The 17,464-nt window shown below is 41.9% G+C and carries 10 protein-coding genes; 6 read left to right on the forward strand and 4 right to left on the reverse strand.

All coding sequences use genetic code 11. From position 1 onward, the window contains the following. The first annotated feature begins 51 nt into the window (after nt 1–51). Complete coding sequence (locus tag MusilaSJ_RS25780) at nt 52–2,574, forward strand: glycosyl hydrolase 115 family protein (protein WP_274987627.1); 2,523 nt, start codon at nt 52–54, stop codon at nt 2,572–2,574. 219 nt (nt 2,575–2,793) lie between these two features. Here MusilaSJ_RS25780 and MusilaSJ_RS25785 read toward each other — a convergent pair whose 3' ends face one another. Both MusilaSJ_RS25785 and MusilaSJ_RS25790 read right to left on the reverse strand, forming a co-directional pair. Beyond that, on the reverse strand, nt 2,794–3,537 hold the full coding sequence (locus tag MusilaSJ_RS25785) for a LytR/AlgR family response regulator transcription factor (RefSeq protein ID WP_274987628.1): 744 nt from the start codon (nt 3,535–3,537) through the stop codon (nt 2,794–2,796). Next, nucleotides 3,534–4,361: a sensor histidine kinase gene (locus MusilaSJ_RS25790; RefSeq protein WP_274987629.1), complete on the reverse strand. Its 828-nt coding sequence runs from the start codon at nt 4,359–4,361 to the stop codon at nt 3,534–3,536. Before MusilaSJ_RS25790 ends, MusilaSJ_RS25785 begins: the two co-directional genes overlap by 4 nt. 563 nt (nt 4,362–4,924) lie before the next feature. On the opposite strand from MusilaSJ_RS25790, the gene MusilaSJ_RS25795 reads away from it, so the two are divergent. After that, entirely contained in the window at nt 4,925–7,480 is a 2,556-nt protein-coding gene (locus tag MusilaSJ_RS25795; RefSeq protein WP_274987630.1) for a TonB-dependent receptor, read from the forward strand. A gap of 480 nt (nt 7,481–7,960) precedes the next feature. Further along, the gene (locus MusilaSJ_RS25800; RefSeq protein WP_274987631.1) at nt 7,961–8,992 is read left to right on the forward strand and encodes a right-handed parallel beta-helix repeat-containing protein; all 1,032 of its coding nucleotides are present in this window, start codon (nt 7,961–7,963) and stop codon (nt 8,990–8,992) included. Nucleotides 8,993–9,031: 39 nt separating this feature from the next. Here the strand turns inward: MusilaSJ_RS25800 and MusilaSJ_RS25805 are convergent, their stop codons facing one another. Continuing rightward, nucleotides 9,032–10,078 carry a DUF6807 domain-containing protein gene (locus MusilaSJ_RS25805; protein WP_274987632.1) on the reverse strand — a complete coding sequence of 349 codons (1,047 nt, stop codon included), beginning with the start codon at nt 10,076–10,078 and terminating at the stop codon, nt 9,032–9,034. A gap of 200 nt (nt 10,079–10,278) precedes the next feature. Continuing rightward, a complete protein-coding gene (locus tag MusilaSJ_RS25810) occupies nt 10,279–11,634 on the reverse strand; it encodes a Gfo/Idh/MocA family protein (protein WP_274987633.1) in 1,356 nt (451 codons plus the stop codon). A gap of 555 nt (nt 11,635–12,189) precedes the next feature. Between MusilaSJ_RS25810 and MusilaSJ_RS25815 the strand changes: the two genes are divergently transcribed. The 3 genes from MusilaSJ_RS25815 (at nt 12,190) to MusilaSJ_RS25825 (ending at nt 17,450) form a co-directional block, all read left to right on the forward strand. Beyond that, complete coding sequence (locus tag MusilaSJ_RS25815) at nt 12,190–12,768, forward strand: RNA polymerase sigma factor (RefSeq protein WP_274987634.1); 579 nt, start codon at nt 12,190–12,192, stop codon at nt 12,766–12,768. A 66-nt stretch (nt 12,769–12,834) separates the two neighbouring features. Further along, the gene (locus MusilaSJ_RS25820) at nt 12,835–13,911 is read left to right on the forward strand and encodes a FecR family protein (protein ID WP_274987635.1); all 1,077 of its coding nucleotides are present in this window, start codon (nt 12,835–12,837) and stop codon (nt 13,909–13,911) included. Between the two features lie 125 nt (nt 13,912–14,036). Beyond that, nucleotides 14,037–17,450 (forward strand): TonB-dependent receptor, encoded by a 3,414-nt coding sequence (locus tag MusilaSJ_RS25825; RefSeq protein ID WP_274987636.1) that lies wholly within the window; start codon nt 14,037–14,039, stop codon nt 17,448–17,450. Nucleotides 17,451–17,464 lie beyond the last annotated feature (14 nt).

Raw genomic sequence — 17,464 nt, forward strand, 5'->3', positions numbered from 1 at the left:
GATACAGTATTACATATGTTAAAATCACTCTTGAATACCGCGTAAGTTATCATGAATAATGAATATTATAACCGCAACATATTAAAAACAACACCGCTACTGTATTTACTGCTAACCTTAGCAACAACGATAAACGTTAATGCTCAAAATTTGAGTGTAAAAACTGCTTTAGCTTCAAAACCAACAGATATTACATTGGCCACTGCTCAAAAAAGTATAAGTTTGGCTATTGATGATTCTGATTACCAGGCGGTGAAACTTGCGGCTGGTTTTTTTGCCGACGATATAAAACAGGTTACCGGAACTTCGCCGGCTATTACTACCTTGAAGCATCCTGCCGCTGAAATGATTATTGCCGGCACTATTGGTAAAAGCCCGGCTATTGATAGGTTGATAGCGGCACACAAGATCAAAAATATTAATAAAATTAAAGGCCGTTGGGAGGCTTCATTATGGCAAATAGTTAACAACCCCGCACCTGGTGTAAAAAAAGCGCTCATTATAGTTGGAAGCGATAGACGAGGGACAGTTTATGGGCTTTTACAAATTTCAAGGAAAATAGGTGTATCACCATGGCATTGGTGGGCCGATGTTCCCACTGCTAAAAGAAAAACAGTTACGATCTCCGTACCTAAACCAACATGGGACGAACCGGCAGTTAAATATCGTGGTATTTTTATTAATGACGAAGACTGGGGAATAAATCAATGGGCAAGGAAAAACTTTGAAAAGGATTTTGCACACGGCATTGGGCCCAAGACATATGAAAAATTATTTGAATTGATGTTGCGTTTGCGGCTCAACTATATTTGGCCTGCTATGCATGAAGTGTCTAAAGAATTTGGCGATACTCCGGAGAATGTAGCTTTGGCCGATCGTTATGGTATTGTTGCAGGTTCATCACATTGTGAACCGATGCTGTATAATAACGTGCATTGGAACGAGAAAATTAAAGGTGCCTGGAATTACAGCACCAACACTGATAGCGTTTATAAATACTGGAAAGAAACTGCTAAGGATAGAAAAGATAAAGAAGCAGTTTGGACAATGGGTATACGCGGCATACATGATCGTGGTATGGAATCGCCTCCGTCAGGTATACCCGAAAGGATAATTCTTTTGGAAAAAGTATTTAAAAACCAGCGAGATCTTATTAATCAGTATGTCAATAAACAATGGGGGCCTGTTGCTCAATGTTTTGTTCCTTATAAAGAGGTACTGCCTGTGTATGATGCCGGCTTAAAAGTACCCGATGATGTAACCCTGATTTGGGTAGATGACAATTTTGGATATATTCGCCGCTTATCGAATCCCACGGAAAGGAAACGGGCCGGCGGTAGCGGATTATACTGGCACTTATCGTACTATGGTGGCCCTCATTCGTATACCTGGATTAATTCTACCTCGCCGGCATTAATGTGGGAAGAGTTTCATAAGGCCTGGGAGAATCAGGCCCGGACGATGTGGGTGATTAACGTAGGTGATGTTAAACCAATGGAATTGGGGATCGACTATTTTTCACGTTTATCATGGAACCCGGAAAGTCAACATACGGATGCACAACCCCAATTTTTGAAAGCATTTCTAACAGAACATTTTGACGAAAATGTAACCACACTTAACAACTTGCTTACAGAATTTTATCGTTTAGGCACGGTGCGGAAACCTGAATTAATGAATCGTGATTGGGCTATTTCTTTGTCGGATAACGAAGCTGTGCAATTACAAGCTGATTATCAGAGATTATTAAATCTTGAAACTTCTGTAGCAAAGTCTGTACCTTTAAATAAGCAGGATCCCTATACAGAAATGATTGGTTTTTCGGCCCGTATCATGGCAGAAACCGGACTTATATTTATGCATGACAGGGCAATTGTTTATGGCGCAAATCAATCTGTTCATCAGGCAGAGATAGATCGCCTTAAAGCAGCATTGGAATCCGAAGTTGATAATTATAACAATAAAATAGCAGGGGGGAAATGGCAATATATGATGCCGGGAACAGTAACCGGTCAAAATCTCCTATCATGGAGTAGCCAGGTAGCATGGCCATGGGCTGAAACCAGGAAACCGGACACCACCAAAAAAGCAATTGAGGCGGATATAACAAGAAACGCTTCATCTGCCGATGAACAAACCACAGCCGGAACCGCAAAATGGTCGGTTATACAAGGATTGGGCAACAGCGGCCGGGCTATGGCATTGACACCGGTTAACCTTAATTTATCATGGAAACCTGATGATGCAAAAGCTCCTGCATTGAATTACAATTTTAAAACTGATGGCAACTTAGCAAAGGTGAGGATTGATTTTATGCCAACTTTCAGAATTTATCCTGGTATGCAATTAAGGGTAGCCATTTTAGTTGATAATAAATTTATTTCAACAACAGAAGTGCCGGGGTCAAATGGTAAGGAAGATGAGAATGGACCTAACCGTAACCAGGGTATTAGAAATAATTACGTTAGTGCATTAATAGATTTACCATCATTAGCCACCGGTACACACAAATTATCTATCAGGGCTATTGACCCTGGTGTAGTAATTGATAAAATTTCATTTTATAAAAATTAGCGTCCTTAACTTTTTTATTTATCCCCAAAGCCGACGGGCCAAAAGAAAAGATATATTCAGGAAACCGTCCTGCGGAAATCAGTAGGTGATTGCTGCGTGTGCTTCAAATCTTTATGGCAGGATCTGTGAAATTGTAATGGAACATGCAGAGCCGTTTTGGAGAAACGAGGGTTATGCCGGCTCATAAATATTAAACCCCTGATGGACAACAAATGATGATCACGACCAATCTTTCAGGAATGCGGCAAAAACTTCTTTATATTGTTCTGTTACAGGTATCGTAGTGTTTTCAATCTGAACAGAATTTTTGGTAACGGATTTGACTGCTTCTTTGGATACGATAAATGAGCGGTGGATTCGCAGGAAAATACTGGCCGGGAGTTTCTCTTCAAGGTTTTTCAGGCTTGTGAGGGTCAATAACGGTTTATCCTGGTTCGCCAGGAAAATCTTTACATAATCTTTAAGTCCTTCGATATAAAGGATGTCTGCTATATTAACTTTTACCAGCTGATAATCAACCTTAAGATAAATATAGTTCTTTTCAACAGGCGTTCCGGGAGTTATATTATTTTGAGCGCTTTCCAAAATCTCAAAATAATCATATGCTTTGGTAGCTGCTTTTGAAAAATCAACAAAACTAAACGGTTTCAATAAGTAATCTAACGCGTTCACCTTAAAGCCGTCTAAAGCATATTGATCATAAGCTGTTGTAAATATAACGCGCGGACCTTTTTTCTTTCCGGTTTGCTCAATGATCCGGGCCAGTTCCACACCGCTTAGGTCGGCCATCCGGATGTCTAAAAATATCAACTGAAGGCCGGGTTGTTGATGAATAGCTTTGAGCGCTTCGATAGCGTTGCCGAACGTACCCTGTAAATTTAAAAATGGGGTTTGTTCAATGTACGAAGTAATTAGCTTTAAAGCTATCGGTTCGTCGTCTACAGCTATGCAGTCAATTTTCATTTGAATCGGAAAGTTAAATTTACAATGAATTCCCTGATATTGGAGTCGCGGTGTACCGATAAAGTGTAGCGCCCGGGATAAAGCAGGTCGAGCCTTCTTTTCGTATTGACAATACCGATGCCATTACTATCTTCCAACTGAGCTGTTTGTTCTTCAAAAAGGGAATTTCTGATCTCCAGCTTCAACTCTTCGGCAGATTGACTGATCTCTATATAAATGTAACTTGGGTGTACCCCGCTGATGCCATGCTTAAAGGCATTTTCAACAAATGGCAGGAAAAGCATGGGGCCTATGTCGTGATTTTTTAAGCTGGCCTGTTTTTCAAAAATGATCTGTACATCATCGCTCAGCCTCAGTTTCATCAGCTTGATATAGTCTTCCATAAATTTGATCTCCTTTTCCAGGTCGGTCAGATCATTCTTTGTTTCATAAATAACATAACGCATCATATGCGAAAGTGTATAAACCGCATCTTTGGAGGCCACAGGGTTGCTATCAGCGAGTGCATAAATGGTATGCAGGATATTAAAAAAGAAGTGCGGATTGATCTGTGCTTTTAAAAAAGAAAGCTCAGAGCTGATTTTTTCCTGTTCGGTAGCACGGAAGGCTTCCTGGTCGGCCTTGATTTTCCTGGAGACCGCGATGATTGTACTCACTCCGAGTAAAACAAGTGCAGTTATAATAGTCCAATAATTATAAACATGGTTATCGTCAGATGATTTTTTAGCCGGGTTTTTGTAAACTTTGGTAAATACAGCTTTCCAGCCGGTCACTTCATCTAACCAATTGTTTAAGTACACAACGGAGACGAGAATAGCTATCATCAAAAGAACAAATAATACAGCCTTGTTTTTGTAAATCAATTGGGGCGTAAAATAAAACAGATTGGCATAGAATAATGTTGCCCATACCAAATGTATCAATACCTGTTTGATCCAAAATTCACCGGGGAGTTTTAAGGGCCAGGATAATGGGAATAACATTAACGCTAATAAACAGGCCACTATATAAAAGTGAACTGAGAAAAAGATCTTCTTTAAGCCTGAAAAAGCCATATCGGGAATTTACCATAAAAATAGCGGAAAAAAGTGCGTTTTGTTTCTCAGGCAAAACGCACCATACTGTAATAAAATACAGTAATCAACTAAATCCCATCTCAGCGGGATGATGCAAATGACCAAATGTTTTTTTTATTTTTTTTAAGGAATAGACGGTTTACAGGAATTAATAGACAGAATGACAACTTTTATCTATAGTTTTTATTGAAAATTCCTCAATCGCCAAGCTATAGACTCTAACGTTCGTTTGGTCTATTATTAAGGCCGATCCGTCTATTCTGCAGATTTTGATCAATGTATTTGCTTTGTTTTGTTTCAAAATCTCGAATATGGGAACTGAAAATTACAAGCTCAAGTTAAAAAATACCACGAGCCTGCGGGCATTGAAACTGATAACATGGTTTTTATTGGCGGCAGGAACCGTGCAAGCCCAACAGCCAGCTGGCCCGCCATCAGGGGCCTCTTTGGGTAATGGAACCATCTCAGGAACCGTAATAGACTCCCTGACTAAAAAGCCACTTGACTATTCGACAGTAAGCTTATTTAAAGCAGGCACAACTGCTCCAATGAACGGCAGCCTGACAGATCAGAAAGGGAGTTTCAAAATCACCGGTGTAGCGCCCGGAACTTATCGCGTCCAAATCGCTTTTATAGGTTACTCTACCAAAACAATTGACGGCGTTATTTTAACGGGAACCAAAACCGACAGGAACCTTGGGCAGGTTATCGTTTCGCCAAGTGCTAAGATGCTGGCCGATGTTCAGGTTACCGGGCAAAGAGCCCTGGTGGAGAACCATATTGATAAATTAGTTTTTAATGCGGAAAAAGATGTGACCAGTGCCGGCGGTAATGCTTCTGACATCCTGCGCAAAGTGCCCATGGTTTCGGTTGACATGGACGGCAATGTTTCCCTTCGCGGAAATCAGAACGTACGGATACTGATCAATGGCAAGCCTTCAGGCGCGTTGGTAACCAACGCGGGCGACGTTTTGAAATCCATGCCTTCCGATCAGATCAAGAATATTGAAGTGATAACGGCGCCGTCGGCTAAATATGATGCGGAAGGTTCGGCCGGCATCATCAATATCATCACGAAGAAGAAGGAGGTTGCCGGTGTAAGCGGCTCCATCAATATGGGTATAGGCACCCGTCAAAACAATGAGAGCGGGAATATCAACTTCAACAAAAATAAACTAAGCATTACAGCTAACCTGGGTTATAACGTTGGATGGCCACAAACCACTTATCAATCCTTCAGCAGTCGAAATACCGAACTGGGTACATCATCCTCGTCAAACGGGCAAAATACATCAAACCGTCATTTTACCAATGGCTCGGCATCTTTGGGATATGATTTTAATGATCAAAACACGTTTAACTCTACTTTTAGCCTTAGGGGCGGGGCATTTAAAAATAAAGGTAATTCGGTAAATAGTAATAATTCTGCATCAGAGGGGAATATCGATTATACAGCCTTAACAAGCAACGAATTCAAAGTCTCCAATTTTGACTGGAATAACGATTTTACTCATAAGTTTAAAAAGGAAGGTGAAGAATTAAGCTTTGCTTTTCAATGGACACATGGTACATCAGATGTAAACTATCTGTCAGAATATTCTGCTTTTACCCAAAACCAGCGTGCGGTTAACAACGGTACCAATAATGAATACACTTACCAGTTGGATTACGTACTGCCTGTCAGCAAGGTATTTAAGCTGGAAACAGGTGCGAAAAGTATTTTAAGGAGAATCTCCAGCGAATACGATTTTTTTAATCCTGATGCTTCCGGAGCGTACGTATTTAATGCGGCCACATCCAACACCTATAGTTACGACCAGGATGTATACTCGGGCTACGGCTTGCTTACAGCAAATTTGAAAGATGGTTTTACAGTTCAGGCAGGTGCCCGGTTAGAGAATACAAAAATTAATGGAAATTCGGGCAATGTCAGTGCAGGCCTGGCACCTTTTGATAATACGTATACCAATTTTATTCCAAGCTTTGTGATTTCAAAAGCTTTAACGCCCACCCAAACGCTGAAACTAAGCTATAGTAAGCGTATCCAGCGGCCGAGCCTGCAATATTTAAACCCGTTTCTGAACACCAGTAATCCTCTTAACCAATCGCAGGGTAACCCGGAATTGTCGCCCGAAATTACGCAGACCGTAGAAATGACTTATTCCACCTTCATCAAAAGCAGTGTGATCAATGCCTCCGTTTACTACAGGAAGACCGATGATATTATTGAAAGCTATGTGCGTACTGTGCCTTATACTACGGTGGATAATAGCGGGAACCCGGTTACCAGGGATGTTTCCCTAACCAATTACCTTAACGTGGGTAACAATAATTCCATTGGTGTAACCTTCTTTGGCTCAACAGAACTGTTCAGGGTCCTCACCATACGGGGCAACGTTAATGCGTTTACCTATAAGCCGCAGGTGATCAGCAGCCTGCAACAGGCAAGCCAGTCTACCTATGTTCAGTACAATGCTTTTATTAGTGGAACAGTAAAAATAAACAAAGCATTGTCTGCCGAAACTTTTTTGATCCAGAACTCGGCAAGGAGAACTTTCCAGGGAACAAACCCTTCTTTCAATTTGTGGGTGATAGGTTTGAAGCAGGATGTTTGGAAAAAACGCGGAACGATTGGTTTGAACATTACGCAGCCATTTAAGGATTATAAAGACTTTACCTCCAATATCAATAGCGGTCCGCTTAGTCAAAGCAGCAGGTTCTCGGTGCCGTTCAGATCTTTTGGCGTTAGCTTTGCCTATAATTTCGGCAAAATGAATTTTGGTCCGCAAATGCCAAAGAAGAAACGCGGCGTTAACAATGATGATTTAAAACAGGGCGACAGCAATGGGCAGGGGGCGCAAAACTGATAGACAATATTAAGAGTAGCTTTGTCTTCTAAATGTGTTTAAGTATGTTCCGTATCCATTGACCATGCCTTCTAAAAAATAAACGGGTTATTCTATAACACTTTAATTTACTCAATGTTTATTTGACTTTTCTTACCACTACGCGGTTCTGTGCTCTTAGAGCACAGAACCGCGTAGTCTCACTTGCCATAAAACATAGGTTTTACTCATGACCCGGTTAATAACCAAATTATTAATAACAAATGCTTTCAATGATTTCGTAAGGGTAGTTCTGTACATTTTGCCGGTTTAGGTCCCTGCGAAATCAGGTCTGGTACGTTGCTCTTTTACCTCAAATCATGGCAAGGTTCGGGGCCGTACAATTTGAATAAACTTGAATGGATTTGAACAGTAAATGAATTTGATATAAATGGCACCTCCTGTAAATTTAATTGAGCAAAACGGTTTACATGTTAACCGACATCAATTAATCATAAACCAATGAAAAAGTTAAGATTTTTATTTCTGCTGTTACCGCTTATCGGGAGCCTGCGCCTTCAGGCCCAAATTTTGTATGTTGATCCAGCCAAAGGTAAAGAAGCAGCTTCGGGCTCCGCAACCGATCCGCTGTTAAGCCTTGAAAAAGCAGTGACATTGGCAGGCTCCTTTACGGGAGAACAGCCGGTTACCATCAAACTTGCACCCGGCTTATATGTGGTAGCGCATGAAATGATCATCAAAACTGCGAAAAATGAGGATGATCACTCAAAACTTACCATTGAGGCGGTTATTATGCCGGATGACCCCGACTGGCAGCCGGCGAAAATGCCGGTTATCCAATCCGTGTCGCCAAATAATTCTGAGGTACAGTTTATTCATTGTGTGGGCTTCCTGGTCGCTAAGAATAATGTAAGTTTTAAAGGCTTAAAATTCGTTGGTAATTCGCACCCGGAGGTGCCTTATTATTATCCCATTACCCGTGAAGATGAAAACCTGAACGGGCTTGAAGTTTCCCAGTGTTATTTCATCGGCGAGAAAAATGCCGCCCGCCTGCAAAGCGGGCTCTGGACACATGGTGCCGGTATCCATGTTGATCATTGCATATTTTATAACTGTCGTAATGCAATGGTGCTGATAAAAGGAATAAAGGATTTCTCATTAACCAATTCCATTATTTACGGTGCTTATGAATCGGGCATTTGGTACGGCCTCTCTGACGCTCCCTTTGTTTTTGACCATAATATTGTAACCCATTGCAAATTTTTTTGGGTGAGGCCTGATAAGACACAACCCGCTTACACGTTCAGTAATTCCCTTATCACGGAAAATGATGGCTATCTGGGCTATATCTCTAACGAACTGATCCCGGCAATAACAAACAATCTGATTGAAAAAAATATTAAAAAAACAGGAAAGGTACTATTGGTGGAGATTAAAACGGAAAAGCAACAACCTCATAATTACCTGAACCTTGCGCCGGGCTCGGCGGGCAGCGACATACCTGCCGGGATATTTAAAAATGATAAAAAGTAATCCTGATAAATATCCCGGACTGGTTTGTTTGGTACGATACTATTTAAATGACTTAAAAGCCGCAGCAGCCTGGTTTAATTGCGCTGCGCTGTTGGTTTGCGGGCCATTGTGTATGATGATCCGATACCTGAATGTTACTGATTCGCCTTTCTTTAAAGTAAGGTTCTTTTCAGATTTGCCGTTGGTAAACACCTTTTCGCCCAGCGGATTGGCTGCAAACAGTCCATAGCCACGGGCATGCCAAAAAGTAGGATAATTAGGATTTTGAGGATGATCAATAATGGTGACGCTTACCGAATCGGCTCCAATTTTACCATATACCTTGCACCAAACGCCGCGGGTGCTCCATGCGTCGTTACCTGTTTTGCCCTCGCTTGTAAGGTAAGTGCCGTTGGCAACTTTATCGGTACCACCTTTTACTATGGTTACATTGCCTTTATCGTCGGTAAATTTCTGATCGGCAGGGTCAGGGATTTGCAGCTCATGGGCCAGGCGCAGGCCAAGCATGCCGTCTTTGGCATCTTTAAAAAGAGCGTCCTTATCCGCAGTAAGCGTAGTTACACGGTCAATGATCCGTTCCTGGGTATTTCCGCTAAATTCAAAACGGGTTTGCTCTTCCAGTATCACCTGCTTTTGCTGGTCTGTCCAGTTTGCATGATAGGCCAGTATGCCTTTTGTACCATCTTTTGTTTCCAGAATTTTGTCGGTGCGGATCCAGCCATAACTGCTCTTTTTAGCCGCGGGTATGGCATAGGAGTTATTCCAGAAATCCAGACCGTTCAGGTTTTCAAAGTTAAACCATAACCCTATGTGATGCGGGTGATCTGTAGGGTCGCCGGGTCGTGGGGCCAGCGGAAAGCCGCGGGTTACCAATGTGCCGTTTGCCGACCGCAAAGGATAAAGAACGGGTTTTTCTAAACTGTCCGGATACAGGAAACTGGTAAAGGGTTTTCCACCTATCAGGATATCTATTTTATTATTTGTTGTTTTTACCAGCCTTACCGGTTCGGCTTTTTGAGCTTGGGCCGTTACTGCAAACAGGGTGTTTGCGGCAAAAACAAAAGCCCAGTTTTTTAATACTCTCATGGATAGATGGGGTTATATGATTAGTGTGTAAGATTAACTACATGGAGAGGGGGAATCTACGATTCCTCTCTCTTGGGGGGGTAGGGGTGTGTTTTTGCTGTTTGCTTATCGCTTGCGCAACACACCCCTGCTATCGCTGGTTCCGCCGCTCACCCTCTCGAGAGGGGGGGAATCTTTCCTTTAACTTACATCATTAAGCGTTAATATTTAAATACTTTACCATTAGCCATCACCTCCTGGGTAGCTTCATCAAAAGTTGCTTTATAACCGGTATGTACGGCAGCGTTGGTCATGATGTTGGCTATTGAATGGCTATAGCCGGCTTCAACCGGGGCGTTTGGCTGCTTACGGCTGCGCACGCATTCCATCCAGTTGCGTACGTGGTTTGAAGTAAGTACATCGCCTCCTGTATTGGCCGACGCTACTACCTTTTCTGTATTGGCCAGGCTAATCTCAGGCAGCAGGTTTGCCTTCATATGCATGGCATCGGCCATTTTTTGAGTAAGGCCTCCTTTTGGTGATACTGTATTGGTGATCAGGTTAAGCTCGCCGCCATTTGAATAGTAAATTTCGGCCGGGTGCTCATCACCATTATGCATCCGTGAGCCAAAAGTAACCTGGAAGCCGGTTGAAGGATCATTAAGCGGACCGTAATCAAATGCGGCCAGTATGGTATCCCAGTTACGGCGCCCATCTTTCCACATATAGATGCCGCCGTTGGCAACTACACTACGGGGGTGTTTTAAGCCCGTAAACCAGTGTACAGTATCAATCTGATGGCTCATCCACTGTCCGGGCAGCCCTGACGAGTACGGCCAAAACAGGCGGTACTCCAGGTATTTACGCGGGTCGAAATCTTCATAAGGCCTGTTCATGATAAAGCGTTTCCAGTCGGTATCCTGTTCCTTCAGCTGTCCTAATAGCTCCGGCCGGCGCCAGCGTCCGGGTTGGTTCACGTTCCAGGTAAGCTCAACCATGGTGATAGGCCCAAATTTGCCCGAACTGATAAATTCGTTAGCAGCATGATAATTAGCGCCGCTTCTGCGCTGCGATCCAATTTGCACAATTTTGCCCGATTCCTTTACCGCTTTTAAGGCAGCCCGGTTATCTTCCATGGTTTCGGCAAATGGTTTTTCTACATACGCGTCACATCCGGCCTTTACTGCTTCAATAGCATGGCGCGCATGCTGAAAATCGGCAGTGCTGATGAATACAGCATCTACGCTTTTACTATCATATAATTCTTCATTATTGCGGTAAGCTTTTACATCATGCTGCATTTTTTCTTTCCAGAGGGCAGAGCCTTCTTCCCGCCGCCTGTTCCAGATATCAGATACGGCCACCACATCAAAGTTGAGTTCTTTATAATGGTTCATGAAACTGGGCACGTGTGAGCTTTTGTGCCTGTCTGAAAAGCCCACAACCCCAACCCTGACCCGATCATTGGCGCCAATGATACGTTTATAACTTTGTGCGCTCCAGCTTTTGGGGGTAAGCATAATTCCGGCCCCGGCTAACGAGGCCTGCCTGATAAAGGTACGGCGTGATTTTTCCATGTAGTAAATAGTTTGATTTGCAGGTTGTTTTTCTTCAAAATACCGGTACCGTCAGGGGGCAGGTACCTGCATTTTTTGCTGATTAAAAGGTAAACTGGTTAAAGCCGACACTTATGCGCGGCTAAATCAAATATCGAAGAATAGAATTGAAAAGCAATAGCGTTTTTAACTGTTAATGTAACAATAATACTGTTTTTTGCAGATCAGATTTCCTTAAACATTAACCTGTTTGAAAAATGTAACAGGTTAATATTTAATTAAGCTAAATTGGCTAAGCATTAAGCATAATTACCATGTATTTTATTTTCTTTAGATACTTATCATTTTGTTTTTCAGTGTTTTCTCGTTTAATTAACCTGTCTATTAATGAAATTGAAAGGCATTTTCGCAAGTGATGCGCTAATTTATATTTATATGGCATATTAATTAGCCCGCAATCGGGGGCAAACTGATTGTAAATGCTATTAGTTTAATACAATTATTTTATTTTAGTTTGTACCGGTCGATACTGATCTTGTATCGCAATAAACCTATATTAATTTTAAGCAATCAGAAATGCCCCACAATTTATCTGAGTTAACGGATATTGTCGAAGAAATAGCTGTACATGACAGTTATATTGCTTACAAAAAATTATTTGGGTTGCTTTTTCCATCCATAAAACACTTTTCTTACTGTTTGTTAAAATCGCCCGAACTGGCAGAAGAAGTAGCATCAGATGTAATGATCACTATATGGCGAAAGCGGAAGACAATTACCTCCATCAATAATATCAAAGTGTATGCCTTTGTTATTGCGAAAAATCTTTGCCTAAATATTTTAAAGAGCAACTCCCGGGGCAGAATAGTTTCTTTAGATGATGTTGCTGTCAATTTGCAAATTGATACTACCCCCGAGTGGATCCTGATTAATGATGAATTGAGGAAAAGCCTCAATAATGCCATCAACAAATTACCTACCAGGTGTAAAATGATTTTCAGGCTTGTAAAAGAAGACGGCCTGAGTTATAAAGAAGTTTCTGAAATCCTTGATATATCCATCAAAACAGTTGATTCTCAGCTTGTTATTGCTTCCCGGCGTTTATCTGTCTCCATTAAAAAAGAGTTTAACCTCGGTACAGTAAAAAAATATTAATTTTCTTTTAGGGAGAATTTTTGTTTCTGTTGTCCTTAAGGCTTACCACCAAACATTTCATCATTGATGGAGCAGGAAAGGATCATACAGTTAATAACCAGGAAGCTGGCCGGTGAGGCCACTCCGCAGGAACTTCGGGAACTGGATGAATGGCTGCTATCGTTTCCTGACGCTTTGTATTACGAAGAAGTGTTAAACCAGATTGCTTTTAAAAACGAACTTCCGGAAGAAACTGATATAGATAAGGCGTTTAACCTGCACGAACAAAAATACAGTTATGAATTTGATGGATATAAAGATGCAGGCCAGCCAGCCACAATAAAAAAGAGCCCTGTTAAACGCTGGCTGATAGCCGCCTCGTTCATAGCGATAAGCAGTTTCGTTTTTTATTTCTTATACCATAAAAACAACGCCACTGCTGCATATGTGCCTGATACCGAAATTGTATGCGGAAAGCGGATGCGCAAAAAGATAGTGCTCCCCGATGGCACTAACGTTTGGCTCAATACCAACAGTAAGCTGCAGTATAATGATTCCATGCTGTATAAAGACTGCCGGGAAGTAAGGCTGTACGGCGAGGCTTTTTTTGACGTGGCCAAAGATAAAAAGCACCCTTTTATAATACATACCCAAAAAATAGCTGTGAAAGTTTTAGGTACTGCTTTTAATATCAAAGCATACCCCGGTGATGCTGTTACTGAAACAACACTCATCAGGGGATTAATAGAACTATCGCTTAACAGCGACCCTCAACGGAAGATCTTGCTTCGGCCCAAAGAAAAATTAGCGCTAAATGAAAATGTGCCTAATGAGCATACCGATAAACGCCTTGTCCCGGTAATTCATAACCAAATGGTTATAGAAAACATCGAACCGGTTGAAATATCGAATAAGGATTATTTTGAAGAAACTTCATGGGTTCAAAATAAGCTGGTTTTCAAAGATGAATCTTTTGAAGAGCTGGCCCCGAAGTTAGAGAAGTGGTATAACGTAACCTTTAAAATTAATAATAAAGCCGTGGCCAACTACAGGTTTACGGGTATTCTTGAAAACGAAACACTAACCCAGGCATTAACAGGAATGCAAATAATAAGGCCATTTAAATTTAAGATAACCGCCAATGACGTAGTGACCATTAACTAAAGAAGAGGGTTGAAATAAAAAAGCGGGAAATGCTCGAATATTCCCCGCTGTATATCGATCCATTAATCAGCAACAGGATGCTGCTGATAACTAACCGATTATTTAATTATTAACACCGTAAAATTATGAAAAAAGAAATACTTCATGATAAAGTATTTTCTGTGCCCCATTACCGAAAATTTTTATTGATGCTTAACTGGATTTTTGTACTGACTTTTCTGTTTTGTTTGGATGTATCGGCAAACAGTTATTCGCAAAATGCAAAGGTTAGTTTTAACCTTAAAGATGCGTCGCTGAAAAAAGCCATCTACACACTTGAGCAAAAAGGGCAAACCCGTTTTTTATACAGCGAACAATTACTGCCGCAAAACAAGCAAATTACACTTGATGTTAACAATGTGCCATTGCTTGATGTATTAAACAGGATCCTTGAAGATACAGGCCTTGATTACCAGGTAACTGATAACGGATTGGTGATTATAGCCCTGAAAGGCTCTATTATTAAAAACATTGACGTAAAGGGAAAGGTACTTGATGATAAGGGCAACTCTTTACCGGGGGTAAGTGTAAAGGTACTGGGTACAAATACCGGTACGGTAACCAGTGCAGGGGGCGAGTTCAGTGTATCGGTGCCCGAGGGGGCATCTCTTGTGTTTTCATACATTGGTTATCTTTCGCAAACTGTAGAGGTTGGTACAAAAACGCAAATCAACATAGTTTTAAAGGTAGATGAAGCCAGCCAGAAACTAAGCGAAGTAATTGTGGTTGGATACGGAACCCAGCGTAAAAGCGACCTTACCGGATCAGTTGCATCTATAAGCGGGAAAGATCTGGATAAAACACCGGTATTAGGGGCCGACCAGATGTTACAGGGAAGGGTGAGTGGTTTACAGCTTACACAATCAGACGGGCAGCCAGGCAGCGCTACTTCTGTCCGCATACGGGGTACCAATTCAATAAATTCGGGTAATGAGCCTTTATATGTTATAGATGGCTTTGCAGGTGTGGGAAACCTAAGCTCTATCAATCCCAGCGATATACAATCTATCGAGGTTTTAAAAGATGCTTCGGCAACGGCAATTTATGGTAGCCGTGGCGCTAACGGGGTAATACTTATCACTACAAAAAAGGGAAAAGCCGGGCAGCATAACATAAACTTTGAATCATACACCGGCCTGCAGCACATAGCCCGTAAAATTCCGTTGATGGATGCTACTCAGTTTGGCAATTACCTCAATCAATATTATACCGAATACAATGCGGCTAACCCAGCCACCGCTAAAGCCCTGCCTTATACAAACGAGCAGATTGCCGGGTTTGGGAAAGGTACCGACTGGCAGGATGAGTTGTACCGCACTGCCCCCATCCAAAATTATCAGCTTAGCTTTAACGGCGGTACCAACGAAGCCCGGTATTACCTTAGCCTGAACCATTTTGATCAGGATGGTATTATGAGGGCTACCGGTTTCAGGCGCGAACTGATCCGTTTAAACCTGGACAGGAATATTGGTAAGAAGATTAAGATGGGCTTTTCTTCTCAAATATCATATAATGTACAGGCAGTTGACCCAAGTATAACAGGGGTAGGATATGGCGCTGCAGGCGGCGCCCTGAGTATGAGCCCTATTGTACCTGTAAAAGATGCAAGCGGAGCATATACATTTGCAAATGCGCCGGCCGCATATGTTGGTACTTATGGAAACCCGGTTGCTGCTGTTGAATTGGGTAAAGACCGCATTGCTAATTCGCGCGGACTCATCAATACCTTTGGCGAATATGAATTTATCCCCGGCTTTAAATTTAAAAGCAGTTTTGGGGTCGACTATAATAACACCAACGAAAATTCATACCTGCCTACTACCATGTACATCGGGCAGCAAACCAACGGGGCGGCTTATTCATCAAATAATATCAGCTATAGTTGGTTAAATGAAAATACGTTATCTTTTAATAAGCAATTTAACAAGAACCATGCAATTGATGCCGTAGTAGGGGTTTCGTTACAGGAGTTTAAAACCAAGGCTTTCAGCAGCAGCGCCCAGGGCTTTTTTACAGATAACTTAGGCACCGATAACCTGGCTTTAGGCGCAAATGTTTTGACACCGCAATCCAACACTTATAAAAATACCATCGCTTCATATTTTGGCCGTGTTAATTACCGGTTGATGGAAAAGTACCTGTTTACTTTTACCATGCGTTCCGACGGGTCTTCGCGCTTTGGGGCAACCAAAAAATGGGGTTATTTTCCGTCCGGAGCGTTTGCATGGAGAGCATCGGAGGAGAAATTCATTAAAAATATAAAACAGATCTCAGACCTGAAGATCAGGGCGAGCTACGGGGTTACCGGTAACCAGGAAATAGGCTCTTATCAATCATTATCTCAATATGCCATTAACAGCTACTCATTAGGTACTTCTACAACACGCGTGGTTGGCGTATCGCCAAATAACATTGCCAATCCTAAATTAAGCTGGGAGTCTACAGCTTCGTTTGACGTGGGCGCCGATGTGGGATTCTTTAATAACCGCATCAGCCTTACTGCCGATTATTACCGCAAAACAACCAGCGATCTGCTGCTTAACTTTTCGATACCTCAATCATCAGGCTTTTCAAGCATACTGCTTAATGCAGGGAAAGTAGGGAACCACGGGATTGAATTTTCTTTAAATACCAGAAACATCGAGACGCGAAATTTCAACTGGTCGACTACGATTACTTATGCAGCAAACAAAAACAAAGTATTGGATATGAACGGCACCAACAACATAATGGTGGGCAGCACCGGCCCGTATATTGTAACCAATGGTCTTGCCCCTTCTATTTTACGGGTGGGCCAACCCATCGGATCTTTCTATGGCTATCATTTTGATGGCATATATCAAACCCCGGCCCAAATTGCTGCTGCAGGTATATCAGGCGTAGTACCGGGAGATGCCATAATCCGCGACGTTGACGGTAATAAGATCATTGATGGCAATGACCGCGAAATTATCGGGCAGGCAGCTCCGAAGTTTATTTATAGTGTCAACAACACTTTTTCTTACAAACACTTTGATCTTACCATTTTTGCACAGGGGGTGCAAGGTAATAAAGTGCTCAACCTTACCAGCTACGCGCACAGTAACGGCACTACAGCAAATGTGTATACCTATATGGCTAATGCCTGGAACGGTCCCGGAACCAGTAATACTATCCCCAGAGTTTTGAGCACGTCTATACGTAATGCAGGTGTGGTAGATAATTACCTGGAAGATGGAAGTTATTTAAGGATCCAAACGGTATCGCTGGCATACAATGTACCGGTTTCGCCAAAATCGCGGGTATTTAAAACCTCAACGGTATATTTTACAGTTCAAAACTTACACACCTTTACAAAATACACAGGCTATAACCCGGAAATAAACAGCTTTGGCGCCCAAAATCTGAATGCGGGTACACAGAACCTGAACCCGGGCAGTCAGAATTTAAACCTCGGCGCTGATGTTAATTCATATCCGCCGCCACGTACTCTTTTATTGGGGGTTAAATTAGGATTTTAAATAAAAACATATCA

The sequence above is a fragment of the Mucilaginibacter sp. SJ genome (genome assembly GCF_028993635.1).
Taxonomy (GTDB): Bacteria; Bacteroidota; Bacteroidia; order Sphingobacteriales; family Sphingobacteriaceae; genus Mucilaginibacter.